We start from the raw sequence: 26,049 nt of genomic DNA, 5'->3' as shown, positions 1-26,049 counted from the left end.
GAACTGCGGGGAGACGGGAGATTGCCGATGGGTGAATTGACGACCCGCGATCTCACAGCCCCGAGGCCCGCGGCTTCATTATTGAGTGGTTGATGGAACCGCGTCTCGCCCGGGCTTCGGAAGAGGTGGGAATTGCCTCGTACCGAGCCACGTGATCCGGGCGACCTCGGACAGGTGGGCGACTACCGGCTGGCCGCTCGGATCGGGCACGGTGGCCAGGGCGAGGTCTACCGGGCGGTGACCCCGTCGGGTGCCGATGTCGCGGTCAAGGTGCTGCACGCCCGGCTCTCCGGGGATCCCGACGCTCGCCGCCGGTTCTTCCGCGAGGTCGAGCTGGCCCGGCGGGTCGCCCCTTTCTGCACGGCGCGGGTGCTCGACATGGGGCTCCAGGGCGAGCGGCCGTACATCGTGAGCGAGTTCGTCGCTGGTGCGTCACTGCAGCACGTCGTGCGGCAGGACGGCCCACGGTCGGGCAGTGGGCTGGAGCGGCTCGCGGTCGCCACGGCGACCGCGCTGGCCGCGATCCACCGGGCCGGGATCGTGCACCGCGATTTCAAGCCGAGCAACGTCATCATGGGTCCCGAAGGCCCGGTGGTCATCGACTTCGGGATCTCGCGCGCCCTTGACAACACCGCCACGCAGACCGGGGCGATGGGTACGCCCGGCTACATGGCGCCGGAGCAGATCGCTGCGGGACCCGTCGGCCCGGCGGCGGACGTGTTCAGCTGGGCCGCCACGATGGTCTACGCGGCCACGGGCCGACAGGCCTTTCCCGGCGCCTCGGTTCCCGCGATGCTGTACGCGATCTTGCACGGCACCGCGGACCTCTCTGGCCTGCCGGAAGGACTGCGGTCCCTGGTGGAGGCATGCCTGGCGAAGGATCCCGGCAGCCGTCCCACCGCGGCCGCCCTGGTCCGGACCCTGACCGGCGAAGATCTCCCAAGTCCGAGGCCGGATCCAGGCACGAGCTCAGGCACGAGCCCAAGCCCAGGCACGAGCCCAAGTTCGAGCTCCAGCCCGAGTCCTAGTCTGGGCCCAGGCCCAGGCCCAGACCCAAGTCCAAGTCCAAGTCCAAGGCTGGGCTCAAGCACGAGCCCAGGCACGAGGCCGGGTCCAAGTTCGGGCACGGCTCCGGGCTTGAGGCCGAGTCCGAGCCTCAGCCCAGGTCCGAGCCTCAGCTCAGGCCCGAGCCCGGACCTGAGCCCGAGCCCGACTCCGGGGTCGGGCGGTGACGCCACAGCCCCGGCCGGTCCCGGTCGTGCGACCGAGGCCCTGCCCGCACCGGGTACGCGTGCGATCCCGCGCCGCGCGCTGGTCGCGGCCGGACTGGCGGCCGTCCTGGCGGCGGGGGTGTTGACCGTGTGGTTCTGGCCGCGCGGTACGGACGACACCGGCACGGACTCCTCCCGGACGACCACCACCCTCACCGGTACGCCCGGTACGCCCGGTACACCCGGCACGTCGGGCACATCGAGTACACCGAGCGTCGCCCCGTCGTCCTCGGTGCCGTTCGGTGCACCGGTCGGCGAGCCGATGACCGCTCACGCCAACGACGTACGGGCGGTGGCGGTCGACGTGCTCGATGGCACCCCCGTGGTGGTGAGCGGATCCGACGACGAGAGCGCCCGCGTGCTGGACCTCGCCACCGGTGAGCAACTCGGTGCGACCCTGTCCGGGCACACGGAATGGGTCCGGGCGGTCGCGGTCGGCCGTCTCGACGGCGTCCCCATCGCGGTGACCGGCAGCGACGACGACACCGCCCGGGTCTGGAATCTGAGAACCGGCCAATCGATCGGTCCAGTCCTCGCCGGGCACGCCGGTGACGTCAAGGCGGTGGCCGTGGGCGAGCTGGACGGTGTCCCCATCGCGGTGACCGGCGGCGCCGACGAGCGCGCACGGGTGTGGAACCTGCGCACCGGCCAGGAGTTCGGTGCCCCCCTCGCCGGGCACAGGGGCACGGTGTGGGCGGTGGCCATCGGCGAGCTCGACGGCTCGCCGATCGCGGTCACCACCGGCGACGACGGCACCGTCCGCGTCTGGGACCTCGCCACCAGGAAACAACTCGGCGACTCCCTGACCGGCCACACCGGCTGGGTCCGGTCGGTGGCGCTCGGTGAGCTCGGCGGGAAGCCCGTCGCCATCACCGGTGGCGAGGACAGGGCCGCCCGCGTCTGGGATCTCACGACAGGGAACCAGCTCGGCGCCCCCCTGTCCGGCCACACCGGCTGGGTCTGGTCGGTGGCGTTCGGCGAGGTCGGCGGGCTGCCCGTCGCGGTCACCGGTGGCGAGGACAGGACCGCCCGCGTCTGGGATCTCGGCACGCGAAAGCAACTCGGCGGCTCTCTCTCCGGTCACACCGACTGCGTGTGGACGGTGGCCTTCGGCGAGCTCGGCGGGCTGCCCGTCGCGGTCACCGGCAGCAGAGACGAGACGATCCGGGTGTGGAGTCTCGGCCCGCCCCTGCCGTCGCCGAGGTCCTGAGGGGTTGTCGGACGCTCCTCGGAGGCGAGGCGTGACGCCTCCGGCGCGCTGAGGGGGGAACACCTTAGCGACCCGGCGAACGCCCCGGGCGTCTCAGCCGCTGAACGCGGCGAAGAAGGTCTCCTCTCGCTGTTCGCCGGATAGAACAGGTCCGGTGTCGAAGCGGAAGGCGGGGACCGACCCGGCGGTGAAGCCGAGCCCGCGTACGCGGTCGAGCTCGGCGTGCGGTTCCGTCGCGCCGCCGTCGTGCGTCCGCATGCCCGTCCCCTCGGCCGGCGTCACCAGGGTGCCGTGGTCGGCGACGTTGAGCGCGTCGGTGAAGTAGGCGCGGAACAGGCGCTCGGCCATCCGCTCACCGCGGCCCCGGGCGATGAGCAGAGCTTTCTAAATGCTCGGCGCGCTACGCGCCGAAAGCCTGCAGGAACGTGTCGACGGCGGCACGGGCCACGGCCTGCAGTTCGGCATCTCCGACCGGGCGAGTCCCCATCTGGGAGCGTGCCTCCATCGGGCCGGTGAGCAGCGCCATGAACTGTTCGGCCGCCTGGGCAGGGTCGGTGGCGCGCAGACGGCCAGCGAGCGTGAGCCGGGCCAGCCGGTCGGCCACAGCCTGGTTGAGGCGATGGGCTCCGTACTCCTTGACGATGTCGAGGACGTCGGGAAATCTCGTGATCTCCGCGTAGAGCAGCCGCCGCAGCGCGCACGAGCGATCATCGCAGTGGTAGCGGAGCAGGTGGTCAGCTACGCCCTCCAGCGTCACGCGCAGGTCGTCGCCGGGATCGAAGAGTGGCTCGAGCGCGGCCAACCTCTCATTCAGCGCCTGCTCCGCCGCGGCCGCCATTGTCTGGCGGAACAGAACGGCCTTGTCGCTGAAGTGGTTGTACATCGTGGGCTTGGCCACGCCCGCCTCGTCCGCGATCTCCTGCATGCCGGCCCGGGCGTATCCCTCGCGGGCGAACACGATGAATGCGGCTCCCAGGATCGCCTGCCGCTTGTCGATCCGTCCGCGCGAGGTGGTCGTGGTTCGAGCTCCGATCATGTGTCGATCGTACCGCCTGGTTCAATTCAATGAACAGTTGAGTTGCTTTCAAACTCGCTAGGTAGCTAAATTGAACCCATGAGTTCAAGAATTCCAGACGACCGTCTGGATTCCCACCTGCTGCGGATGATCGCTGTGATCCTGCTCGGTGGGTTGCTGGGCATCCTCAACAGCACCATGGCCGCCGTCGCCACCGACACCCTGGCCAAAGCGTTTGACACCTCGCTGAGCACGGTGGGCTGGACCTCCACCGGCTTCCTGCTGGCCGTCACGGTCACCATCCCCTTCACCACCTGGGCCGTCGACCGCTTCGGCGGTAAGCGGCTGTGGTTGTGCGGCCTCATCCTGTTCCTGGCCGGATCGCTCGCCTCCGGGCTGGCCTGGGACGTCGGAAGCCTGATCGTCTTCCGCGTCGTCCAAGGCGTCGGCGCCGGCATCCTCGACCCGCTCGTCCTGATCCTGCTGGCCCGCGCTGCCGGCCCCCACCGCGCCGGACGCGTGATGGGCCTGATGGGCGTGGTCCTCTCCCTCGGCCCGGTCCTCGGGCCGATCGCGGGCGGGGCCATTTTGCAGGGCCTGCCGTGGCGATGGATGTTCCTGCTCAGCGTGCCCGTCGGCGTCATCGCCATCCTGCTCGCCGCGCGCGTGCTGCCCGCCGACCCGCCCTCCGAGGAGCGTCAGCCGCGAGTCCGGCTCGACGTGCTTGGTCTGGCCCTGATCGGTCCGGGCTTCGCGGCGCTCATCCTGGCCTTGTCACAGGCGGCCGAGCAGGCCTCGTTCACCGTCTGGCAGGCGCTTCTTCCCCTGGCCGTCGGCGCTGTTCTGCTGATCGGCTACACGATCCACGCGTTCCGCACCCGGCGCACGCCACCCCTGATCGACCTGCGGTTGTTCGCCAACCGCGGCTTCACGGCGAGCGTCACCATCATGGGCCTGGGCGGCCTCGCGAACTTCGCCACCTTGTTCGCGCTGCCGCTGTACTACCAGCAGGCGCACGGGCACGGCGTGCTCGCCGCCGGACTGTTGATGGCGCCGGCGGGCCTCGGCGGCGCCATCGCCATGCCACTGGCCGGACGGCTGTCGGACCGGCTCGGCGCTCGCGGCCTGGCCGGCGGGGGCGCGATCGTCGCCGCCCTCAGCGGGCTCGCCTTCACCCGGATCGGAGCGGAAACCCCCGAGCTGTGGCCCGCGCTGATCGCCCTCACCATGGGCCTGGGCATGGGCTTCTTCAGCGCACCCACCATGGGATCGCTGTATCGCACGCTGCCCGCCCCGCTGGTCGCCCAGGGCAGCTCGGTGCTCTACATGCTCAACCAGCTCGGCGCCGCGATCGGCATCGCCGTCGTCACGCTCATCCTGCAGACCGCCGACGACCCGATGACCGGCTTCCACGGCGTCTTCTGGTTCACCGTCGCCATGATCGCGGTCATCCTGGCCGCCATCCCGCTCCTGCCCGGCCGGCCCTCCGCGCCGACCGTAAGCGAAGAATCCGCCCTGTCCGGGAGGACATCCTGATGAAGACCCTAGTGATCACCGGCGGCACCGACGGGATGGGCAGGGCGCTCGCCCACACGTACCTCGAACGAGGCGACACCGTCGTCATCATCGGCCGTGACGCGGAGAAGGCGAAGACCGTCCCCGGCGCCTTCCTCATCCAGGCGGACCTGAGCCTGCTCAGCGAGAACAGGCGGGTCATCGAGGAGATCAACGCCACGTTCCCCGTCGTGGACGCGCTCGTGCTGTGCGCCCGGCACTTCCGCTCGACCCGGTGGGAAACCACCGAGGGCTTCGAGGGCACCTTCGCGCTGGAGTACCTGAGCCGCCACCTGCTCAGCCACGGCCTGGTCGAACCGCTGGACAAGGCCGACCACCCGGTCATCGTCAACGTGTCGGGGCCCGGCGTCCCGATGGGCCACATCCACTGGGACGATCTCATGCTGGAGCGCGGCTATGACGGGGTGGCGGCCCAGATGCAGGCCGGCAGGGCCAACGACCTGCTCGGGGTCGCCTTTGCCACCCGGCACGCGGCGAGCCGTACCAAATATGTGCTGATCAACCCCGGACCCGTGTCCACCGGCTTCTCCGGCGAGTACGACGCGGCGACCGCCGCCCATGTCGAGTCACTCAAGAGGCACGGCAAGTCGGTCAAGGAGGGCATCAAACCGATCGTCGCCCGCATCGACGCCCCGCCCGCCGAACCACTCAGCGCCTTCATGCAGGACCGGCCGATCAGTCTGAACCACCCCGCTTTCGAGCAGAAGGCCGCCGCCCGGCTCCACGAACTCACCCTGAAGGTTGTTCGATGACAATGATGTGGACGGCGGCGTTCAGATCCGCACAGGTCAGCCCGTACGAGTCGATGACGCTCATCTACCCCTCCCGCGGCTTCGGCAACGAGACCCTGCGTCAGGTCGTGCGTGTCCGCGGTGGTGGTGACCGCCTGCGGGTACGGTTCAGTAACCTCTACGGCAAGCAGCCGCTCACCATCGCGAGTACGCGGGTGGCGGCACTCGAATCCGGGTCGTCGATCATCGCGACCACCGACACCGCGATCACGTTCGACGGGAGACCGCACGTGACGATCGGCGTCGGCGCGGAGGCGGTGAGCGACCCCGTCGACTTCGCGACGACGGCCGAGACCGACCTGGTGGTCAGCACGTACTACGCGTCGGAGACCGGACCCGCCACCTATCACCCCTTCGCCCTGCAGACCGGCTACGTGGCGCGGGGCGACGTCGTCTCCCACCCGAAACTGCCCGATCCCGCTGAGGTGGAGTCCCGGTTCCACCTCGGCGGGATCGACGTCTGGACACGCGCGGGCCACCACGTGGTAGCGGTGTTCGGCGACTCGCTGGCTGACGGGGTGGGCACCACCCCCGGCGCCGACCTGCGCTATCCCGACCTGCTCGCCCGCCGGGTCAGCGAACCGGGCATGTCGGTGATCAACCTGGGCATCGCCGGTAATCGGCTGCTCACCGATGTTTTCGGAGAGCGGGGGATCGCCCGGTTCGACCGTGAGGTGCTCGCGGCGCCGGGGGTGACGCACGTCATCGTGCAACTCGGCGTCAACGACATTGGCATGCCGGGGATGTTCGGATTGCCCGCTGTGCCGGTGGTCGACCTCATCGCCGGGCTCACCTCGATCGCCGAGCGAGCCAAGCGGCACGGCCTCACGGCGATCATCGCGACCGTGACCCCGTTCGGTGGCGCCGCTGGGGTGACCCCCGGATTCGACACTCCGGAAAGCGAGGAGGCACGGCAGCGCCTCAACCAATGGATCCGGGCAAACCGGGAATTCGACGCGGTCGCAGACCTTGACCGCGCACTGCACGACCCCGCAGCACCGGCCACCCTGCTGCCCGGCTACGACAGCGGCGACCACATCCATCCCAGCGACGCCGGAGCCAAGGTCGTAGCAGACGTGCTCTTCCGGGCACTCATGCCGTGACCCCGGTCCGCCAGATGCTTCTCGGACGCTGACACCAGCGCACCGCTCTCCCACCAAGAGGCCCCGCCGGCGACTCGCCGGTGGGGCCACGGGCGTCATGGTCGTGTCGTCAGGAAACGCTTCACCGGCCACAGACGGCAACATCTCCGGGCCGGGCAAGGTGTCTGCCGTAGGGGGCCCGGACTCACAGGGACGTTCACTCCGGACCGGCGGTTTCAAAAAGGGTGAAACCAGTTGATTTCATCGGTGTGACGGCGTCATCCCCCGACTCTCGACAAGTCATCCGACTTGCTGGGATCCAGTTTGCCGTTAGCAGGTATGGCCGGTGCAAGCATCGTCGGAGAGTCAGAACCGATCATGACATCTGGGGGAAAAATGCTTCGAAAACTGGTCCCGATCCTGGTCGCGGTCATCGCGGCGGGATCACCGGCCATCGCGACCGAGGCCTGGGCGGACGTGGCGCCGGCCGCTTCGGCGGCCCGGTCGGCCGCCACGCAGACGGCCGGTACGTGCTCTCCGGGGTCGCCGTGCGCGGCGGTCAACTGCGGTCCTGGCCGCGTCTGCGTCCCCTCACCCAAGCAGTGCTTCACTCAGCCGTGCCCGCAGTACGACTGCGTGCCCGCGTCGGGTTACCCGGGTGGCTACCCCGGCGGGTATCCGGGTGGCTACCCCAGTGGCTACCCGGGGCAGTGGCATCCTCCGTACCCGAGCGGTTACCCGGGCTGGCACCCTCCGTACCCGGGCTGGCGGCCACCGTATCCGGGCTGGCGCCCTCCGTACCCGAGCGGTTACCCGGGCTGGCGGCCACCGTATCCGGGCGTGCGTCCTCCGTATCCGGGCGTGCGTCCCCCGTACCCGGGCGTGCGGCCACCGTACCCGCATCCGCTGCCTCCCGGCCCGGGGCCGAGGCTGCTTGGGCCCCACTGGCGGACGGCGAGCCAGCCGGGGAGCGCCTCCGTCGGCGGTTCCTGACCTCCGGCGGCGGCAGGTACCGTGCGGGCCGGGCGCGTAGCGGCCCGGCCCCCACCTCCGGCGACTCGTACGTCATATCCCATCGACCCCGGCGTGCCGGGCACCGCACATCGCCACCCCGGGACGCCACGGCGGCGGCCCGGGATGGCGGGGGCGGGCCGCGACGGCTTGTGGGGACACCGGGTGAGCTGGTCTGATGTGCGAAGGATGAGGTGAGGTCGGTACGGAGGGGTTGCTTTCTGCCGTGGAGGCATCTGTCGAGCAGCTGGTGTACGTCCGCGAGGACGAGTACACGATCGCGCGGATGAGCGCCGAGGGCATGCCCGGCTTCGTCGCCTCCGGCCGGGCCCTGGGCGGGGTCCAGCCGGGGGAGACACTCAGGCTCGTCGGCGAGTGGGGCGAGCATCCGCGGTACGGCAGGCGCTTCGAGGTCATCGCGTGCGAGCGGCTGGTACCGGCCACCGTCCGGGCCATCCGCATCTATCTTGGCTCCGGCCTGATCCGCGGCATCGGGCCGAGGCTCGCCCACGCCATCGTCAGCCACTTCGGCGAGGCGACGCTGACGGTCATCGACACCGAGCCGCAACGGCTCACCGAGGTCGTCAACATCGGTCCCGCGCGGCAGGCCCAGATCGCCGACGCGTGGGAGGAGCAGAAGGCGATCGCCGAGCTCATGGTGGTCCTGCAGGGCTTCGGGATCAGCCCGCTGCTCGCGGCGAAGATCTACCAGGTCTTCGGGGCCGACTCGGGAGAGGTGCTCACCTCCGACCCGTACCGGCTCATCGGCAAGGTCAGGGGCATCGCGTTCGCCACGGCGGACAGGATCGCCCTGCGGTCGGGAGTCTCCGAGCACAGCCCGCAGCGGGTCAAGGCGGCGATCCTGGACAGGCTGGAGACGGCGGCCAGCCGCGACGGGCACTGCTACGTGCGGCTGGTCACGCTGATCGCCCAGTCCGCGGAACTCGTCGAGCAGGACCACGACCTCGTCGGCCGGATGGTCGACGCCCTCGTCGCCGACCGCCGCGTGGTCGTCGAGGCGTCGCCCGACGGCCAGGGGACGGCCGTGGTCTACCTGAAGGAGACCCACGGCCGCGAGCTCACGCTGGCCGCCCAGCTGACCAGGCTCTGGGAGGCTCCCTCGACGCTGCCCATGCGTACGTTCCAGGAGGATCCCGGGCTGGACGAGGACCAGCGGGCGGCGGTGAACATGGCGCTGACCAGCACCGTGTCCATCCTCACCGGCGGTCCCGGCTGCGGGAAGAGCCACACCGTCAAGACCGTCGCGGCGACCGTGCGGGCGATGGGCGGCACGGTGACCCTCACGGCGCCGACCGGCAAGGCGGCCAAGCGCCTGTCGGAGCTCACCGGCCTGCCCGCGATGACCGTGCACCGGATGCTGGCCCACCAGCCCGATCCCGAGAGCGGCACGCTGTTCGAGCAGACGCCCGCGCAGGCCGACCTGATCGTGGTCGACGAGGCGTCCATGCTGGACCTGCACCTGGCCACCCGGCTCACCGCGGCCATCCCGCCCGGCAGCCACCTGCTGATAGTGGGCGACAGCGACCAGCTTCCCAGCATCGCCCCCGGCAGCGTGCTGGCCGACCTGCTGCGCGTCGAGGCGATCGCGCGGATGCGCCTGACCAGGGTCTTCCGCCAGGCGGAGGGCAGCGGGATCATCCGGGCCGCCCGCCGGGTCAGGGCGGGTGAGGTGCCCGCGATTCCCGGCGGGGGAGGTTTCTGGTTCGAGGAGGTCGACGACCCCGAGCAGGTCGCCGAGCGGGTGATGCACCTGGCGACGGTGGCGATCCCGCGCAAGCAGGGGGTGAGCCCGGACCAGGTCCAGGTCCTGTGCCCGATGCGCAGGGGCCTGACGGGGACGGCCGAACTCGGCCGGATGATCCAGGAACGACTCAACCCGGCTCGCGAGGGGGTCGCCGAGCACTGGTCGGGTGCCTCCGCCTTCCGGGTCGGCGACCGTGTCATGCCGATCCGCAACAACTACGACAAGGGCGTCTTCAACGGCGACACCGGTACGGTCACCGCCATCACCCCGGAGGAGAGGGTCGTCGAGATCCGCACCGACGACGGGCACACCGTGAAGTACGGCTTCGGCGAGCTCGACGAGCTGACCCACACGTACGCCATCAGCGTGCACCGCTCCCAGGGCAGCGAGTATCCCTTCGTGGTCGCGCCGCTCGTCACCGAGTCCGGGGGCGTCATGCTGCGCCGCAAGCTGCTCTACACCCTGCTCACCCGGGCGCGGTCGTGGGTGGTCGTCGTCGGCGAGCGCAAGGCCCTGGAGATGGCCGTCAACCGGCTGGACCACCGCCGCAACACGGGGCTCGCCCGCAGGCTCGCGCTGAGCCTCGGCGCGGACCTCCACTACGAGACCGCCCCCGCCGCCGACTGACAGTAGGACTCACAGCAGTCCAGTGAGGATAAGTGCTCACCCATCGGCGGCTACCAGGCACCGAGTCTGCCGCACGAGCAGGCCCAGCAGCTCTCATTAGTGATGATGTTCATGGTGACGCTGCGGCGGGTCTGACCCACCGACTGACTGACGTCGCGGGTCGGGCCGGGATCGGTTCCCGGGCGCGGACGTCGCTCACGGCGGCCTTTCCCGACCGTGCGATCTTCTTGACAATTTTTCTTCACATAACTTGAATTAAGTCAGACAAAAAACCGTCCTCGGCTTGCCGAAGTTGTTGGTAACGCCGGTCTCCGTTATGCCCGTGGGCGGGGCGGGCTTCGCCTTTGTCATTTGTCACGAGACAGAGGAAACCTACATGACCAGCGAAAACATGGTCAGTACGATGCGGACGTGGGTGCGGCTACTCGCCCTGCTCGCCGTCGCGCTCGGCCTCACGGCCCTTCCGGCCGGTGGGAGCGCGCGGGCGGCGGCCGCCCCGAGTTTCAAGGTGATCGCCTTCTACAACGGGACGTGGGACGCGGCACACATCAACTTCGTCCAGGAGGCCAACCGCTGGTTCCCGCAGATGGCCGCGCAGCACAACTTCTCCTACACCGCGACCAACAACTGGAGCCAGCTGAACGCGAGCAACCTCCAGCAGTACCAGGTGGTGCTCTTCCTCGACGACCTGCCGCAGAACGCCGCCCAGCGGACGGCCTTCGAGCAGTACATGCGTAACGGCGGGGCGTGGATGGGCTTCCACGTGAGCGCGTTCAACACCAACGCGCAGAGCTGGGCGTGGTACCACAACGAGCTTCTCGGCACCGGGGCGTTCAGGTCCAACACCTGGGGGCCCACCTCGGTGGTCATGCGCACGGAGGGCGGGGCGCACCCCTCCACGGCGCGGCTGCCCGCCACCTTCACCTCGTCGGTCAGCGAGTGGTACAGCTGGACCAACGACCTGAGGAACAACCCGAACATCAGGATCCTCGGGTCCATCGACCAGTCGAGCTTCCCGGTCGGCACGGACCCCAACCAGACCTGGTACAGCGGCTACTACCCGCTGATGTGGACCAACCGGAACTACAAGATGCTGTACGCGAACTTCGGCCACAACGCCATGAACTACAGCAACAACACCCCACTGTCGTCCACGTTCGCCAGCGAGGTGCAGAACCGGTTCGTCATCGACGGCCTGCTGTGGCTGGGCGGCGGGAGCACTCCGCCTCCGTCGGACACCATCTCGCCGACCGCGTGGTACAGCCTCGCCAACCGCGCCAGCGGCAAGTGCGTGGACGCTCGGGCGGCCGCCTCGGCGAACGGCACCGCGATCCAGCAGTACACCTGCAACGGCACCCTCGCCCAGCAGTTCCAGGTCCAGCCGACCAGCGGCGGCTTCGCGCGGCTCAACAACCGCGGCAACAGCGCCCAGGTCATCGACGTGACCAACGTCTCCACGGCCGAAGGCGCCCCGCTCCAGCTGTGGACGTACTCCGGAGGCAACAACCAGCAGTGGCAGGCGGTGTCCGAGGGCGGTGGCCACTACCGCTTCGTCAGCCGCCTCAGCGGCAGGTGCCTGAGCGTGCCGGGCTCCTCGACGGCCGACAGCGTCCAGCTGGTGCAGAGCACCTGTAACGGCGGCGCCGCCCAGTCGTTCCGGATCTCCCAGCAGCCGTAGCCTCCCGGAAGCCCGCACGGACTCCCCGAACCGTGGTTTTCCGGGAGTTCGTACGCCCCGGACCGTGGTTCCCCGGGAGCCCGTACGCCCGGTAGTTCGTATGCCCGTCCTTTCGCGCCGATCGGGAAGGGCGGGCAGCCGGCGGGTGCGCTGAGTACACGAGTGAGGCCCAGGCCAGGTCAACGGCCTGGGCCTCACTCGTCGTCGTGGCTGTCGCGGGCTTCCGCCAGGAGGCGTAGACCTCGAACACATTCCGGTGTTCCGGGGTGAACGTGTCTTCGGTGAGGGGAAAGGGTCCTCCAGGCCGTCCGGGCTCGCAGGAGCGGCGGTGGAGCGGCGGATCCCGGTGCGACTGCCACAACTTAGGGGCATATAGGCGTGAATATGCAAAGGTAAGGTGATTGTTCGTGACGACGTTTCGGATCAGCGAGGCCGCCGCGCTGCTGGGGGTGAGCCCCGACACCGTCCGCCGGTGGGTGGACGCCGGACGGCTCGCGGCCCGGCGGGACGAGCACGGCCACCGGATGGTGGAGGGGGCCGATCTGGCGGCGTTCGCGCGTGCCCAGATCGAGTCCGAGGACGGTACGGGGCACTCCTCGGCCAGGAACCGCTTTCGCGGGATCGTGACCGAAGTGATCAAGGACGCGGTGATGGCCCAGGTGGAGATCGCCGCGGGACCGTACCGGGTGGTGTCGCTGATGAGCCGCCAGGCCGCCGACGAGCTGGGCCTGGAGGTGGGGGTGATGGCGGTCGCCGTGATCAAGTCCACCAACGTGGTCGTGGAGATCGCCGACCACGTTCGTACGACGGGTTGACGGCGCCGTGAGCGGTCCGTCCGGTGGGGTGGCGGGGCGCCTGCCCTGGGTGCTGGTGCTGCCCGCCGTGGCGGGCATGGTCTTCCTGACGCTGCCGCTGGCCGGACTGCTGGTGCGCGCCCCCTGGCCCACCCTGGTGGAGAGGCTGGGCGAGCCTCGGGTGCTGGAGGCGCTGCGCCTGTCGCTGGTGACCGCGACGGTGGCCACGCTGGTGTGCCTGCTGCTCGGCGTGCCGCTGGCGTGGCTGCTGGCCCGTGTCGCCTTCCCCGGCCGCCGCCTGGTGCGGGCGCTGGTCACCGTCCCCCTCGTGCTGCCTCCGGTGGTCGGCGGGGTCGCCCTGCTGCTCGTCCTGGGGCGGCGCGGCCTGGTCGGCCAGTGGCTGGACTCCACCTTCGGCGTCACCCTGCCGTTCACCACGGCCGGAGTCGTCGTCGCCGAGACGTTCGTCGCCATGCCGTTCCTGGTCATCAGCGTCGAGGGCGCGCTGCGCGCCGCCGACCTGCGCTTCGAGGAGGCCGCCGCGACGCTGGGCGCCTCGCGCTGGACCATCTTCCGCCGCGTCACCCTGCCCCTGATCGCCCCCGGCATCGTCGCGGGAGCCGTGCTGTGCTGGGCCCGCGCGCTGGGCGAGTTCGGGGCCACCATCACCTTCGCCGGCAACTTCCCCGGCCAGACCCAGACCATGCCGCTGGCGGTGTATCTCGCCCTGGAGACCGAACCCGAGGCGGCGATCGTGCTCAGTCTCGTCCTGCTCGCCGTCTCGGTGGTCATCCTGGCCAGCCTGCGCGACCGGTGGGTGAGCGGCCCGTGACCCTGGACGCCCACCTTGTCGTCACCCGGCCCGGCTTCCGCCTGGACATCGAACTGGAGGTCGCCGCCGGTCAGGTCGTCGCCCTGCTCGGCCCCAACGGCGCGGGCAAGACCACCGCGCTGCGCGCGCTGGCCGGGCTCACCGCCCTGTCCGGCGGGCGGATCCTCCTGGACGGCGAGGCGCTGCACACCCTGGCGTCCGAACGCCGCCCGATCGGCATGGTCTTCCAGGACTACCTGCTCTTCCCGCACCTGTCCGCCCTGGACAACGTCGCCTTCGGGCCTCGCTGTCACGGTGCCTCCAAAGCCGAGGCGCGGCGCGGTGCCGCCGCCTGGCTGGAGCGCGTCGGCCTGGCCGGGTACGTCGCGGCGAGACCCCGGCAGCTGTCGGGCGGTCAGGCCCAGCGCGTCGCCCTGGCCCGCGCCCTCGCCGTGGGGCCCCGCCTGCTGCTGCTGGACGAGCCGCTGGCCGCCCTCGACGCCCACACCCGCCTGGAGATCCGCTCGCAGCTCCGCCGTCACCTGGCCGACTTCGGCGGCGCGACCGTCCTGGTCACCCACGATCCCCTGGACGCCATGGTGCTCGCCGACCAGTTGGTCGTCATCGAGAACGGCGCCATCGTGCAGCGCGGCACCCCCGCCGAGGTCGCCCGGCGCCCGCGCACCGACTACGTCGCCCGTCTGGTCGGCCTCAACCTCTACCGGGGCCTCGCCTCCGGACGACAGGTCACCGTCGGCGAGGTGGGTTTCAGCGTCGCCGAACATCTGGACGGTCCCGTGTTCGTCGCCTTCAGGCCCGGCGCGGTCGCGCTCTACCGGACCCGCCCGGACGGCACCCCGCGCAATCTCTGGGAGGCCACGATCGAGGGCATCGAGCGGCACGGCGACAACGTCCGCATCCACCTGGAGGGGCCGATAACCGCCTCGGCGGACGTCACCCCCGCCGCCGTCGCGGATCTCGACCTGACGCCGGGACAACGGATCTGGGCGGCCGTCAAGGCCACCGAGACGCACGCCTACCCCGCCTGAACCCCGGGACGCCGCCCGCCCGTACGACACCTCGCGGTGCCGTCGTCACCCGCGTGGCGGCCCGAGCCGCCACGGCTCGCGGGGGCACAATGGCATGAGGGGGGATGATCTATGCACGTCGCTGTACTCGGGATGGGCATGATGGGCCGGGCGCTGACCCGGCGGCTGCTGGCGCGGGGGTTCCAGGTCACGGTGTGGAACCGCACACCGGGACGGGCGGAGGAGGTGGTCGGCCTCGGCGCCGTCGAGGCGGCCTCGCCCGCCGAGGCCGCGCGGGAGGCCGAGGGGGTGCTGATGTCGCTCGCCGACGACCGGGCGGTTCGCGATGTGATGTCCCAGCTGGCCGGGATCGGCTCCGGTGGGCCCGTCGTGGCCGACATGAGCACCGTCGCCCCGGACACGACCCGCGCGCTGTGGGACATGGCGCCCGGGGGCCGGTTCGTGGCCGCGCCCATCATCGGCTGGCCGCCGGCCGTCGCCGAGGGGCAGGCCTCGGTCCTGCTGGGTGGCGAGCGTGACGTCGCCGACGTGCTGAAGCCGGTGTGGTCGGAGGTGTTCGCCTCCCACTCCTACTGCGGCCGGGACCCCGGCGCGGCGCTCGCCTTCAAGCTGCTGAACAACTACCTGCTCATGGCCGGAATCGCCGCGCTCTCCGAGGTGGCCGCCACCGGTCTGGCGGTGGGTCTCGACGAGACGCTGCTGCACGACTTCTTCCTCACCTGGCCCACCGTCGCGCCCGCCCTGCACAACCGGGTCGACGACATCCTGGGCGGCGGCCATCGAGGGTGGTTCACGACGAGGCTCGCCGCCAAGGACATGCGGCTCGCCTCCGAGCTGGCGGAGTCGGCCGGTCTCGACCTGCCGATCGCCCGGCTGGTCGAGCGGCGCTACGAGGAGGCGGCCGAGCGAGGCTGGGGCGACGCGGACATCGGTGCGATCGTCGAGCTGCTGCGCGGGAAATCGCGCTAGGGCGTACCGCTCCGGTCGGCGGCGGGGACGGGCGACGGCCACCCCGCCTCGTCGACCCCGGCCGCACAACACGGCACAACACGGCACAACACAGCACGGGCTCGCCGGTCGCCGGCGATGGCCGCATCGTTTGACAAGCTCTCCGTACGATGTACGGTATCTTGTACGGTTCCCGGTTCGCCGCCGGACGCTGCTTTGCGCCGTCACGGTGACGGGTCAGGGGCCGGTGATGGGACGCGTCGACGAAGGAGCGGAACAGTGTCAGAAGCCCAGGAGTCCCCGTTCGGTACCGGTGCCTTCACGCCGACGGATGAGGACCGGAAGAGCGTCGAGGAGTGGTTCGCCGAGTACGACGCCCACAGCGCGAAGGTCGACGTCGAGCGGATGGCGGACATGGCGATGTTCCCGCTCAACGTGGTGACCGACGGTCCCGACGGCGACGGTCTGGCCGACCGGTGGACGAGGGAGCGGTTCATGCGCACGATGGCCGAGGTGATGGGAGGCGGAGAGCCGGGCGACCTCGAGATGGAGTCGACCCGCACGCCCCACTTCCTGACCGCGAACATGGTCGTCGTGATCACCGACGCGACGGTGACGGCCAACGGTGAGGCGTACGGCATGCGTTACGCGGACCTGCTGGTGAAGGCGGGCGGCCGGTGGGTCTTCCAGACCATGGTGCAGGGAGGGTGGGCCGACGCCTGGAAGGAGACCACGCCGAGCGCCTGACCGGTGAGGGGTGACCGGGGGAACCGGCTCAGGTGGTGGCCGGGTCCCGGCCACCACCTGCCCCGACCGTCCCCTGTTCGGTCGGGACCTTCCCGGTCACCACCCCCGGTCACCTTCCCCGGGCCACCCCCGCCCGGTCGGTACCTCCGGGGTCACGACCCGTTCGGCAGACTGGTGCGCCCGTACACGACGAGGGCCCAGGCGAGGCAGCCGAAGGCGGCCACGCTCGCCAGCGTGCGGATGAGGTTCCAGCGGACCCACGCCGCTTCGAACTGCTCGCGCACCGCCGCGAGGTCGGTGATGCGGTCGGGGTCCCCGGCCGCGTCGAGCGCGGTGTTGAGCGGCACGTGGATCACCATCGTGATGGCGAGCATCACCACGTACAGGACGAGCCCGGCCACGATCCAGGGCAGCACGGCCCGCCCGCCCTCCTGGAGGTGGAGCGCCGCGGAGAGGACGGTCAGCACCAGCGCGCCGCCGAAGCAGATGGCGAACCAGCCGTTGAGGATCGCCACGTTGATCTGCTGCATCGTGCTGATGAGGGTCCGGTCGTCCGTCCGGGCCAGGCCGGGCATGACGGAGCAGGTGTAGGCGTAGAAGAGACCCGCTATGAGTCCCGTGGTGATGGCGGCCGCGACCAGCGCGAGGCCTCGGAACATCAACATCACATTCTCCTTGGCTGTCGTGGAAACTTCGGTGGCGGGCAAGAGGGTCGTGCTCACCGCCTGGTGACCGTAGAGGGGCTCGCCGACGTTCCGCTAGCCCTTTAGCCCTTCCAGATCCCGGTGGCGGCGACGTCCCGCGCGTAGTCGCCGAAATCGCGGGGTTCCCGGCCCAGGGCGCGCCGGACGCCGTCGGTCAGGTGGGCGTTGCGGCCGTCCAGGACGGTGGTGAACAGGTCGGCAAGCTGCGCGGCGTACTCGGCCGGTACGCCGTGCTCGACCGCCCCGGCCACGTACTCCTCGGAGGAGATCGGCACGTAGTGGATCTCCCTGCCGGTCGCCTTGGAGATCTCCGCGGCGGCGTCGGCGAAGGTCAGCAACCGGGGACCGGTCAGCTCGTAGAGCTCGCCCGCGTGCCCGTCCTCGGTGAGCGCCGCGACCGCGACGTCCGCGATGTCGTCGGCGTCGACGAACGGCTCGGCCACGTCGCCGGCCGGGAGCGCGATCTCGCCGGAGAGGACCGGCTCCAGCAGGTAGTCCTCGCTGAAGTTCTGCGAGAACCAGGACGTCCGTACGATCGTCCACTCGACCCCGGACTCCTGGACCGTCCGCTCGCTCACCTGGGCCTCCTCCTCGCCCCGGCCGGACAGGAGCACCAGCCGCCGGACGCCGCTCTCGACCGCTCGCGAGACGAACGAGCGGACCGTCTCCACCGCCCCGGGGAATGCCAGATCCGGGTAGTAGACGACGTACACCGACGCCACGTCCCGCAGCACGGGCCCCCACGTCGATCGGTCCTCCCAATCGAACGGCGGCTCCCCGGAGCGGGAGCCGACCCGCACCGGCAGGCCGCGTGCGGTGAGCCGCTCCACCACGCGGCGGCCGGTCTTGCCCGTGCCACCGAGGACCAGTGTCATGTTCTTCTGATGCGTGTTTTCCGTCATACGAACAGTGAACCGGTCAGGTGTGAGACGAACCATGGTTGAGAAGCGCAATCCCATGTTTCAGCGTCTACAGTAATGGCGTGGACGCACTTACCGACTTTCTGGACGGTCCGCGGGCCAGGGGAGCGTTCCTGCTCCGCTCGGTTCTGGACCCGCCCTGGTCCCTGCGGGTCCAGGACCGGGCGCCGCTCGCCCTGACGGCCGTGGTGCGGGGCGAGGCGTGGGTGGTCCTCGACGACGGCGACCCGGTGCGCCTGGGCCCCGGGGACGTCGCGATCATCCTCGGCCCCGATCCCTACACGGTCGCCTGCGATCCGGCCGCGCCGCCCGATGTGGTGATCCATCCGGGCCAGCACTGCACCACCCTCGACGGGCGGAGCCTGGCCCAGGAGATGGACCTGGGTGTCCGCACCTGGGGCAACAGCCCCGACGGGTCAACGGTGCTCCTCACCGGCGCCTACCAGATGCGCGGGGAGATCAGCCGCCGTCTGCTGGAGGCGCTGCCCCCGCTGCTGGTCCTCCCGGAGGACGCCTGGGACTGCCCCATCATCCCGCTGCTCAGCGACGAGATCGTCAAGGACGAGCCGGGCCAGGAGGCCGTTCTCGACCGGCTGCTCGACCTGCTGCTCATCGCCGTCCTGCGGGCCTGGTTCTCCCGCCCGGAGGCCGGTGCCCCCGCCTGGTACCGCGCCTACAGCGATCCCGTGGTGGGCAAGGCCCTGCGCATGCTGCACAACAACCCGGCCCACCCCTGGACGGTGGCCACGCTGGCCGCCGGGACCGGTGTCTCCCGCGCGGCCCTGGCCCGCCGCTTCACCGAGCTGGTGGGTGAGCCGCCCATGGCGTTCCTCACCGACTGGCGGCTGGCCATGGCCGCCGACCTGCTGCGCGAGACCGACGCCACGGTCGGTGCGGTGGCCACGCAGGTCGGCTACGGCAGCGCGTTCGCGCTCAGTGCCGCCTTCAAGCGCGAACGCGGCGTCAGCCCTCAGGAGCACCGCGCCGGGGTTCGGAGTCCCAGGAGTCTCCGGCATGACCACGCGGTCGGCGCGCTCGCGCGGTAGGTCCCGGCGGGCTTGACGGTACGGGTCCCGGTCGCCGACGCGCCCGGAGACGCCGTGGCCGTCGAGGGCGTGAAGGACCGAGCAGCCGGAGCCACGACGGTCAGAACAGCCAGTCGAGCAGGCCACCGCCCCCGCCGCCGCCCGAGTTGTCGTTCGATCCGCTGTCCGGCGGCGGAGGCGCCGTCGTCGGCTGCTGGCTCGGTGCGGCACTCTCGGTGGGGGCCTGGCTCGTCGGCGAGGGCGCGGGCTCGGAGGAGGTGATCCGCGGCCGGGGATCCGGATTCTCCTGGGAGGTCTCCTCCTGCTCGGCCTCCTCGGCGGGCCGAGTCGGGCGGGTCTCCTTCGGCGGGGCGCTGCGGGTCGGCGACGGCCGGGCGGAGGGCTCCTGGGCCCGGGGGACCCTGCTGGTGGGGGCGGTCGTCGGCTCGTCGGCCGTGGTCGGCTCGTCGGACGGTTCGGCCGTCTCCTCCTCGGTCGAGGGCGTCGGCGTCCCGGAGGGGATCTTCGGCAGGTCGGCCACCGAGCACCGCACGCCGGGTGAGCACGTGGCGCCGGACTGCCCGTCCATGGAGGAGGAGAGCATCCAGCCGCCCGCGACTCCCGCGATCACGACGCCGCCCACGACCGCGAGCAGGATCCTGCTCTTGCTCTTGCCCTTACGGCGGCGCTCCTCGTAGGGATCGGGGTCCTCCCGCCAGCCCGACCCCAGGAAACCGCGCGACGACGTCATCTCGTCCTCGTCGCTGTAGAGGGGTCCGTCGGATGTGATGTCGGTGTCCCCTATCTCGCGACGCTCGTCGAGATAGACGATTTCCCGGGACCCGTCGGCCCGGATGATCTCCCGGGAGCCGTCGACGTGGACGATCACCTGGGACCCGTCGCCCGCTACGGGCTCCGGAAGGTCGATATCGCTCCATCCGTCCGACAGCACGTCGCCGGCGGGGCGTTCGGGTTCCTGCTGGTCCGGTCCGAGGGGACCGGTTTGCTCGCGAGGATCTTCTTCGTATGATCCTTGGATGTCGTCGCGCCCCACGATGACCCTCTCTGACGTAAACCTTGGTCGGGCATCTTAATAGCAGATTCGACACCGGCGTGTCCGAAAAGTTCACATACAGCTGGGAATAATGTGACTTGTGGGATCTTATTGGGAATCAGCGCTGGACCGAACCATCGCTCCCTGAGCGGCGGATATCCGGGGCGGGGACGAGGTTCCCGTACCGACGGGGAACATCGGACGCCACGCGCGCCGGCATCGCGGTGAGGCGGGGTCCCGCCACGCGGGGAGGAGAAGGCACGGGCACGCCCGGCCGGAGGAAAAGACGTGCCTGAACCCGGCAGCCGGGGTAGAAAGGGCGCCTAACGTTCTTCTCCGTTCGAAGGCGGAGGTCTCCACACCCAAGGAGAGCTGATGACAGCGGATTCACCGATGGGCGCGCTGCCCGGTCCCTCCCCTTTCCCGCCCATCGCCGACTACGGGTTCCTCTCCGACTGCGAGGTGACCGCCCTGGTCGCCCCGAGCGGGAACGTCGAGTGGCTCTGCCTGCCCCGGATGGACTCCCCCAGTGTCTTCGCCGCCATCCTCGACCGGGGCGCGGGGGGTTTCCGGCTCGGCCCCGCCGACCTGAGGGTGCCCGCCGCGCGCCGGTACCTGCCCGGCACCATGATCCTGGAGACGAGCTGGGGCACCCCGACCGGCTGGATCATCGTGCGCGACCTGCTACTCATGGGGCCCTGGCACCACGACGAGGAGCTCTCCCACACGCACAGGAGGGCGCCGACCGACTACGACGCCTCCCACGTGCTGCTTCGCACGGTGCGCTGCGTGAGCGGGGAGGTGCAGGTCACGCTCGACTGCGAGCCGATCTTCGACTACGGGCGCAGGCCCGCCCGCTGGGCGTACACCGACAGGGGCTACCACCAGGGCGTCGCGACGGCGGAGGGGGAGAGCCTGGAGCTGCGGCTCACCACCGACATGCGGCTGGGGTTCGAGGGAGGGCGCGCGACGGCGCGCACCCTCCTCAAGGAGGGCGACACGCGCTTCTGCGCGCTGTCGTGGACCCCGCACGAGCCGCCGTACACCTTCCAGGACGCCTACGAGCGGCTCGTGTGGACCGCCCACCACTGGCAGCACTGGCTCGCCAGGGGCGCTTTCCCCGACCACCCCTGGCGGAGGTATCTGGAGCGCAGCGCCCTCACCCTCAAGGGCCTGACCTTCGCCCCCACGGGCGCCCTCATCGCGGCGTCGACCACCTCCCTGCCCGAGACCCCGGGCGGCGACCGCAACTGGGACTACCGCTACGCCTGGGTCAGGGACTCGACCTTCGCCCTCTGGGGCCTGTACACGCTGGGCTTCGACTGGGAGGCCGACGACTTCTTCTGGTTCATCGCCGACGTGGCGGAGCGGGACGAGGAACTCCAGATCATGTACGGCATCGACGGCGAGTGCGAGCTGGACGAGTACATCCTCGACCATCTCTCCGGGTACGAGGGCGCCAAGCCCGTCAGGGTCGGCAACGCCGCCTACCGGCACCGCCAGAACGACGTCTGGGGCGCCGTCCTCGACTCCTTCTACATCCACACCCGGTCGCGGGACCGCCTGGACGAGCGGATCTGGCCCATCCTGAAGCGGCAGGTCGAGTCCGCCATCAGGCACTGGCGGGAGCCCGACCGCGGCATATGGGAGGTACGCGGCGAGCCCCGGCACTTCACCTCCTCGAAGGTGATGTGCTGGGTGGCGACCGACAGGGGCGCCAGGCTCGCCCGGCTCAGGGACGAGCCGGAACTGGCCGCGCGCTGGCAGGCGGTCGCCGACGAGATACACGCCGACGTGTGCGCCCGGGGGGTCAGCGAGCGCGGGGTCTTCAAGCAGCACTACGACACCGACGTCCTCGACGCGTCGCTCCTGCTCATCCCGCTGGTGCGCTTCCTGCCGCCCGACGACCCCAGGGTCCGCGCCACCGTGCTGGCCATCGCCGACGAGCTGACCGCCGACGACCTGGTCCTGCGCTACGAGACGAAGAGCACGGACGACGGCATGAGCGGGGAGGAGGGCACCTTCGCGATCTGCTCGTTCTGGCTCGTCTCGGCACTGACGGAGATCGGGGAGCACACCCGCGCCCGCAGGCTCTGCGAGAGGGTCCTCTCCTTCGCCAGCGCCCTCGGTCTCTACGCCGAGGAGATCGACCCGGTGACCGGGCGCCACCTCGGCAACTTCCCCCAGGCGTTCACCCACCTGGCGCTCATCAACGCGGTCATCCACATCATCCGCGCCGAGAGCGGGCAGTTCCCCCCGACCAGCTGGCCGTCATGACCTCAGGCCTCCCCGGTGTCCCGCCCGCGCGCTGACGTGCGGAACCACCCGGATGCCTGGCTAGGCTCTCGGGTATGAACCGTCGGGTGATTGCCATAGTGGTGCTCGTCGGCCTGCTCGCGACGAGCGGTCTGTCCGTGGTGCTGGCCTGGGGCCTGAGCGGCTGAAAGCCGCCTCCCGGCGGCGGCCGGGGAGTTCGGCGGCCGAACGCCGCCTCGTGACGTCGTCCCGGGGGCTGGATCCGGTGAGTGCGCCGGAACCCGGGAGCGCGTCCTGACCACGTGAGGGGCCGTCCCCCGCATGCGTTCCGGGCCGTGTGGGTGGCCGGGCCCGCGAGGCCGCCGGAGCGGCGCGGGTGTCGAGGGACCGAGCCGTCGCGCGCGCCCCCCGACGCCGCGACCGCTCCCCCGGGGGATCGCTAGGCGACCACCATCGAGTTCTGGCCCGCGGGCTGCGCGCTCTGCTGCTGCTGGGGGTGGGTGGGCTGCCGGTGCGCGACGGGCTGCTCCGCGGGCTGGGGCTGGGGCTGCCGGTGGGCGGCCTGCTCGGCGGGGGCCTGCTCGGCAGGGCAGGTGCAGTAGCCGTTGGTCAGGATCAGGCGTCCTCGCTGCGCCGTGTAGGTGCGGGAGTCGGTGGCGAGGAGAACACCCGTGCATTTATGGCAGACGACGGACTGGTGATCCATGGGCCGGCTTCCTTCCGTGAGGGTAGCCGTCGAACGTCTCTCGGTCCGGCCGGCTGGCTGCTCGTGTCCCGATGGGAGGACATGAATCTTCCCAGCGAGGTTTCCATCTTACTTCGTGGCACAAAGTGATCTTTGAGCAGCACCGGGTAACAGATGTGAACCCTGGTGGTGCTGCTTCACAACGGTCTCATGTGAAGCGACCCGGCGGGTGGGGAATGTCCCTCTCTCACCCCCGCCGATCCCCGCTCCAGCGATCTTCGCGGTCCCTGGATCCCCGATGCGGCCGGGGGGACGCTACGTGCTCAGAACTTTTTTCTTTTTCTCCTCCAGCACCGGCCGGAACAGCAGCGCGTTGGCGGCCACCGCGATGCAGACCAGGCCGAGCAGGAAGCCCCAGCTCACGTCGCTCAGGTGGTGCATGCCGCGGTACATGCGCGAGTAGGCGATGCCCAGGGGGATACCCAGGCCGACCACCCACCACAGCACGTTCAGGATCTTGAAGCGGTGGGTGTGGACGGTCAGTACCAGGGCGACGCCGCAGTAGAAGGCGACCGCGGCGCTGGTGTGTCCCGAGGGGAAGCTGGAGGTGGGCGGAGCGGGGTCGAGGTGCTGGACGGTGGGCCGCTCGCGCTCGGCGAAGACGGTCGCCAGCAGGAAGATCGCCGACTGGGAGAAGACCGCCAAGGCGAGGAAGATCGACTCGTTCCAGCGCTTGAAGGCCAGCCGGAAGCCGATGAACAGCAACGCGGTGGCTGTGATGATCACCGGTGTGTCGGACAGACTCGACATCACGTCGGTGATCGAGCTCCAGTAGGCGGTACGGTCCTCGGCCAGCTGCGCGTTGACCCCCTCGTCGTTCGCGATGAGGGTCGTCGTCTGCAGGACCTTGGTGATGAGGAGCCCGACGCCGATCGTCAGCACGGCCATGATGGCCAGTGGTGCCAGGATGAGACGCGTCACGCCCTTGAAATCCACCGACATTTTCGACATGGCGCGCCAGCTACCCCGAATGGCTCCCTCGGAACACCTCGGGTTCGACACCTTCCATGTGCGGTTCGGCGGGCCTGCGGCCCTCTCCGCGGCGCCAGGCCTCGAACCCCACCGCCGCCCCCACCACGACCACCACGCCCAGCGCGACCCCCGCGATCACGTCACTGGTCCAGTGGACGCCGAGTGCCATCCGGCTGTACGCGACGAACACCATGATGACCGCCGCGACGACCCAGGCGACGATCCGCGAGGTCGTGCTCCGCAGGAAGGGCAGCAGGATGAGCACGAGGATGCACGTGCCCAGCGCGGCTCCCATCGCGTGTCCGGAGGGGAAGGCGGCGCCGGGCGCCGAGGCCACGGGATTCGGCAGGTCGGGCCTGGCCCGGTCCACGATTCCCTTGACGGCGAGGTTCAGCAGGCCGCCGAAGGTGATCGTGGCGACCGCCCAGACCGCCAGGCGCGGCGCGCCCCGGCGCCAGAGCCAGACGGCGGTCAACACCACCAGCACGCGCCACGTCCAGGGGCCGAACACCTCGGTCGCCACGTTGAGGAAGGCGGTGTAGCCGGGGTGCTCCAGCGCGTGGGCGTGCAGGCTCAGGGCGATGCTCTCGTCGAGACCCGTGAGAGAGGGGGAGGAGGTCTTCACGAGCACGAGCAGGACCGCGAACGGCACCGTGAAGATCGCCACTGCCGCCAGCGCCATCGTCAGGCGTACACCCAACCGCAGGTCAGCGGCGTGATCGTCGGAGTTCCTGTGAGGCGGGGGCTTACCTTCGACAAATCTGACCATCATTCATGGCTACCCGATCCCTCGTGAATATTCTTCGCGCGACAGGTGGAGGATCGGGCCGGCGGGGTCCCGAACCCATGAAATCCAATCATGTGACGGGGTCTCCTCGGGACCCATCGGATCGGATGACGGGCTCCGCGCCGGTCCCTCAGGCCGCGTGGCGGGGCTCGCGCCGGGTCGTCCAGCGCAGGACGTCGCAGTGCCGCCGTTCGGCCTCGGCGAGCGCCGCGTCGTCCGTGTAGGCGTCGAGGACGGCCCGCAGCCACGGCATCTGCTCGGTGACGTCGTCCCACGCCTGGGAGGGGTCGTCGAGGCCCAGCTCGATCAGCGCGTCCAGGTGCGCGGCGTAGGCCGTCCACCACTGGCGGCTCAGCTCGGCCAGAAACCCGCCCAGCCCGCCGAACTCCCGCTGGATCTCCTCTTCCCACCAGGCGGGGACGGTGACGTCGCCGGTGTCGGCGAGGTCACGGAGCACGAGGTTCGCCAGGGTGCGCCGTCGTCGGGCGACGGCCGAACGTGACAGGATGTTCATACGCCTACCCTGCCGATCCTTGTTTGCCGAACGCTTAACGATGTATTGACGGTGATGTGCGGCCTCCGCCGTCCGGCCAAGGCGGGGAACCGCTTGGCCGGAGTCATCGGGCAGCACTAGGCTCTGATCCGCAGATCATTCCGCCCTGTGTCCGCGGAGCTACCTCGACGTGGAGGAAGCCCGCCCATGACCCAGGTCCTTGAATTCTCTCAGCTCGTCGACCGCACCCTGAGCGCCCTCGCCGACGTTCTCGGCTCCGACGGGGCGGCACTCATGCTGATAGACGACCGCGACCGGTTGCGCGCGGTCGGAGGGTCCGACGACCGAGGCCGGCAACTGGAGCTGATCCAGGAGCAGATCGGCGCCGGGCCGGCCATCGAGACCCTGACCCGCGGTGAGGACGTCGTGGTCGACGACCTGCGGGCGGCCAGACCCCTCGGTTTCCCCGGCGTGGCCGCGCGGGTCTCGGAGGTCCGGGCGGTGCTCTCCGTGCCCTTACGGGCCGAGGAAAGGCTGATCGGCACCCTGAATTTCTACGACCGGACGAGCCATGAATGGCAGCCTGCGAAAGTCCGGACGGGAGAACGCCTCGGCGAGCTCATGGTGATGGTCCTTCAGACCATGGCCCATAGATCCCCTTATTCAGGGAAGTCGTAGTGTGCACGTCAAGTAACCAGGTCGACGCTGAAAGGCGCCCC

At 70.2% G+C, this 26,049-nt stretch carries 23 protein-coding genes; 14 read left to right on the top strand and 9 right to left on the bottom strand.

Features of this window, described 5'->3' with window-relative positions; genetic code table 11:
* Nucleotides 1–132: 132 nt before the first annotated feature.
* A complete protein-coding gene (locus OG587_RS04425; RefSeq protein WP_329087107.1) occupies nucleotides 133–2,481 on the top strand; it encodes a serine/threonine-protein kinase in 2,349 nt (782 codons plus the stop codon).
* 93 nt (nucleotides 2,482–2,574) lie between these two features.
* Here the strand turns inward: OG587_RS04425 and OG587_RS04420 are convergent, their stop codons facing one another.
* Both OG587_RS04420 and OG587_RS04415 read right to left on the bottom strand, forming a co-directional pair.
* Entirely contained in the window at nucleotides 2,575–2,829 is a 255-nt protein-coding gene (locus OG587_RS04420; protein WP_329087105.1) for a hypothetical protein, read from the bottom strand.
* A 52-nt stretch (nucleotides 2,830–2,881) separates the two neighbouring features.
* Nucleotides 2,882–3,517 carry a TetR/AcrR family transcriptional regulator gene (locus OG587_RS04415; RefSeq protein WP_329087103.1) on the bottom strand — a complete coding sequence of 212 codons (636 nt, stop codon included), beginning with the start codon at nucleotides 3,515–3,517 and terminating at the stop codon, nucleotides 2,882–2,884.
* Nucleotides 3,518–3,595: 78 nt separating this feature from the next.
* On the opposite strand from OG587_RS04415, the gene OG587_RS04410 reads away from it, so the two are divergent.
* From OG587_RS04410 to OG587_RS04365, 10 genes are all read left to right on the top strand, one after another.
* Nucleotides 3,596–5,032, top strand: a complete 1,437-nt coding sequence (locus OG587_RS04410) for a DHA2 family efflux MFS transporter permease subunit (protein ID WP_329087102.1) — start codon at nucleotides 3,596–3,598, stop codon at nucleotides 5,030–5,032.
* A complete protein-coding gene (locus OG587_RS04405) occupies nucleotides 5,032–5,823 on the top strand; it encodes an SDR family NAD(P)-dependent oxidoreductase (RefSeq protein ID WP_329087100.1) in 792 nt (263 codons plus the stop codon). The genes OG587_RS04410 and OG587_RS04405 overlap by 1 nt, the downstream gene beginning before the upstream one ends.
* The gene (locus tag OG587_RS04400) at nucleotides 5,820–6,965 is read left to right on the top strand and encodes an SGNH/GDSL hydrolase family protein (RefSeq protein ID WP_329087098.1); all 1,146 of its coding nucleotides are present in this window, start codon (nucleotides 5,820–5,822) and stop codon (nucleotides 6,963–6,965) included. The genes OG587_RS04405 and OG587_RS04400 overlap by 4 nt, the downstream gene beginning before the upstream one ends.
* A 1,216-nt stretch (nucleotides 6,966–8,181) precedes the next feature.
* Nucleotides 8,182–10,347 (top strand): SF1B family DNA helicase RecD2, encoded by a 2,166-nt coding sequence (recD2, locus tag OG587_RS04395; RefSeq protein ID WP_329087097.1) that lies wholly within the window; start codon nucleotides 8,182–8,184, stop codon nucleotides 10,345–10,347.
* A 376-nt stretch (nucleotides 10,348–10,723) separates the two neighbouring features.
* Nucleotides 10,724–12,025, top strand: coding sequence for a ThuA domain-containing protein (locus tag OG587_RS04390; RefSeq protein ID WP_329087096.1), 1,302 nt, complete (start codon nucleotides 10,724–10,726; stop codon nucleotides 12,023–12,025).
* A 407-nt stretch (nucleotides 12,026–12,432) separates the two neighbouring features.
* Nucleotides 12,433–12,840, top strand: coding sequence for a TOBE domain-containing protein (locus OG587_RS04385; protein ID WP_329087095.1), 408 nt, complete (start codon nucleotides 12,433–12,435; stop codon nucleotides 12,838–12,840).
* A gap of 76 nt (nucleotides 12,841–12,916) precedes the next feature.
* The gene (locus OG587_RS04380) at nucleotides 12,917–13,651 is read left to right on the top strand and encodes an ABC transporter permease (protein WP_329093728.1); all 735 of its coding nucleotides are present in this window, start codon (nucleotides 12,917–12,919) and stop codon (nucleotides 13,649–13,651) included.
* Nucleotides 13,648–14,679 carry an ABC transporter ATP-binding protein gene (locus OG587_RS04375; RefSeq protein WP_329087093.1) on the top strand — a complete coding sequence of 344 codons (1,032 nt, stop codon included), beginning with the start codon at nucleotides 13,648–13,650 and terminating at the stop codon, nucleotides 14,677–14,679. Before OG587_RS04380 ends, OG587_RS04375 begins: the two co-directional genes overlap by 4 nt.
* 111 nt (nucleotides 14,680–14,790) lie before the next feature.
* Nucleotides 14,791–15,648: an NAD(P)-dependent oxidoreductase gene (locus OG587_RS04370; protein ID WP_329087091.1), complete on the top strand. Its 858-nt coding sequence runs from the start codon at nucleotides 14,791–14,793 to the stop codon at nucleotides 15,646–15,648.
* Nucleotides 15,649–15,906: 258 nt separating this feature from the next.
* On the top strand, nucleotides 15,907–16,374 hold the full coding sequence (locus tag OG587_RS04365; protein ID WP_329087090.1) for a nuclear transport factor 2 family protein: 468 nt from the start codon (nucleotides 15,907–15,909) through the stop codon (nucleotides 16,372–16,374).
* A gap of 152 nt (nucleotides 16,375–16,526) precedes the next feature.
* Here the strand turns inward: OG587_RS04365 and OG587_RS04360 are convergent, their stop codons facing one another.
* Both OG587_RS04360 and OG587_RS04355 read right to left on the bottom strand, forming a co-directional pair.
* Entirely contained in the window at nucleotides 16,527–17,039 is a 513-nt protein-coding gene (locus tag OG587_RS04360; protein WP_329087088.1) for an anthrone oxygenase family protein, read from the bottom strand.
* A gap of 101 nt (nucleotides 17,040–17,140) precedes the next feature.
* Nucleotides 17,141–17,980 carry an NmrA family NAD(P)-binding protein gene (locus OG587_RS04355; RefSeq protein ID WP_329087087.1) on the bottom strand — a complete coding sequence of 280 codons (840 nt, stop codon included), beginning with the start codon at nucleotides 17,978–17,980 and terminating at the stop codon, nucleotides 17,141–17,143.
* 80 nt (nucleotides 17,981–18,060) lie between these two features.
* On the opposite strand from OG587_RS04355, the gene OG587_RS04350 reads away from it, so the two are divergent.
* Nucleotides 18,061–19,044, top strand: coding sequence for an AraC family transcriptional regulator (locus OG587_RS04350; protein WP_329087085.1), 984 nt, complete (start codon nucleotides 18,061–18,063; stop codon nucleotides 19,042–19,044).
* Nucleotides 19,045–19,144: 100 nt separating this feature from the next.
* On the opposite strand, the gene OG587_RS04345 is transcribed toward OG587_RS04350, so the two are convergent.
* The gene (locus tag OG587_RS04345; RefSeq protein ID WP_329087084.1) at nucleotides 19,145–19,912 is read right to left on the bottom strand and encodes a hypothetical protein; all 768 of its coding nucleotides are present in this window, start codon (nucleotides 19,910–19,912) and stop codon (nucleotides 19,145–19,147) included.
* Between the two features lie 540 nt (nucleotides 19,913–20,452).
* Here OG587_RS04345 and OG587_RS04340 point away from each other — a divergent pair.
* A complete protein-coding gene (locus OG587_RS04340) occupies nucleotides 20,453–22,354 on the top strand; it encodes a glycoside hydrolase family 15 protein (protein WP_329087083.1) in 1,902 nt (633 codons plus the stop codon).
* Between the two features lie 418 nt (nucleotides 22,355–22,772).
* Here OG587_RS04340 and OG587_RS04335 read toward each other — a convergent pair whose 3' ends face one another.
* The 4 genes from OG587_RS04335 to OG587_RS04320 form a co-directional block, all read right to left on the bottom strand.
* Nucleotides 22,773–23,039: a hypothetical protein gene (locus OG587_RS04335; RefSeq protein ID WP_329087081.1), complete on the bottom strand. Its 267-nt coding sequence runs from the start codon at nucleotides 23,037–23,039 to the stop codon at nucleotides 22,773–22,775.
* Between the two features lie 294 nt (nucleotides 23,040–23,333).
* Entirely contained in the window at nucleotides 23,334–23,999 is a 666-nt protein-coding gene (locus tag OG587_RS04330; RefSeq protein ID WP_329087080.1) for a phosphatase PAP2 family protein, read from the bottom strand.
* A gap of 40 nt (nucleotides 24,000–24,039) precedes the next feature.
* The gene (locus OG587_RS04325) at nucleotides 24,040–24,732 is read right to left on the bottom strand and encodes a phosphatase PAP2 family protein (protein ID WP_329087078.1); all 693 of its coding nucleotides are present in this window, start codon (nucleotides 24,730–24,732) and stop codon (nucleotides 24,040–24,042) included.
* Nucleotides 24,733–24,967: 235 nt separating this feature from the next.
* Nucleotides 24,968–25,351, bottom strand: coding sequence for a hypothetical protein (locus OG587_RS04320; protein WP_329087076.1), 384 nt, complete (start codon nucleotides 25,349–25,351; stop codon nucleotides 24,968–24,970).
* 186 nt (nucleotides 25,352–25,537) lie between these two features.
* On the opposite strand from OG587_RS04320, the gene OG587_RS04315 reads away from it, so the two are divergent.
* A complete protein-coding gene (locus OG587_RS04315; RefSeq protein ID WP_329087075.1) occupies nucleotides 25,538–26,008 on the top strand; it encodes a GAF domain-containing protein in 471 nt (156 codons plus the stop codon).
* The last annotated feature ends 41 nt before the right edge of the window (nucleotides 26,009–26,049 follow it).

The sequence above is a fragment of the Streptosporangium sp. NBC_01469 genome, assembly GCF_036227305.1.
Taxonomy (GTDB): Bacteria; Actinomycetota; Actinomycetes; order Streptosporangiales; family Streptosporangiaceae; genus Streptosporangium.
Note: the sequence above shows the minus strand (reverse complement) of the source record. Positions and strands in the feature narration are given on the sequence as shown.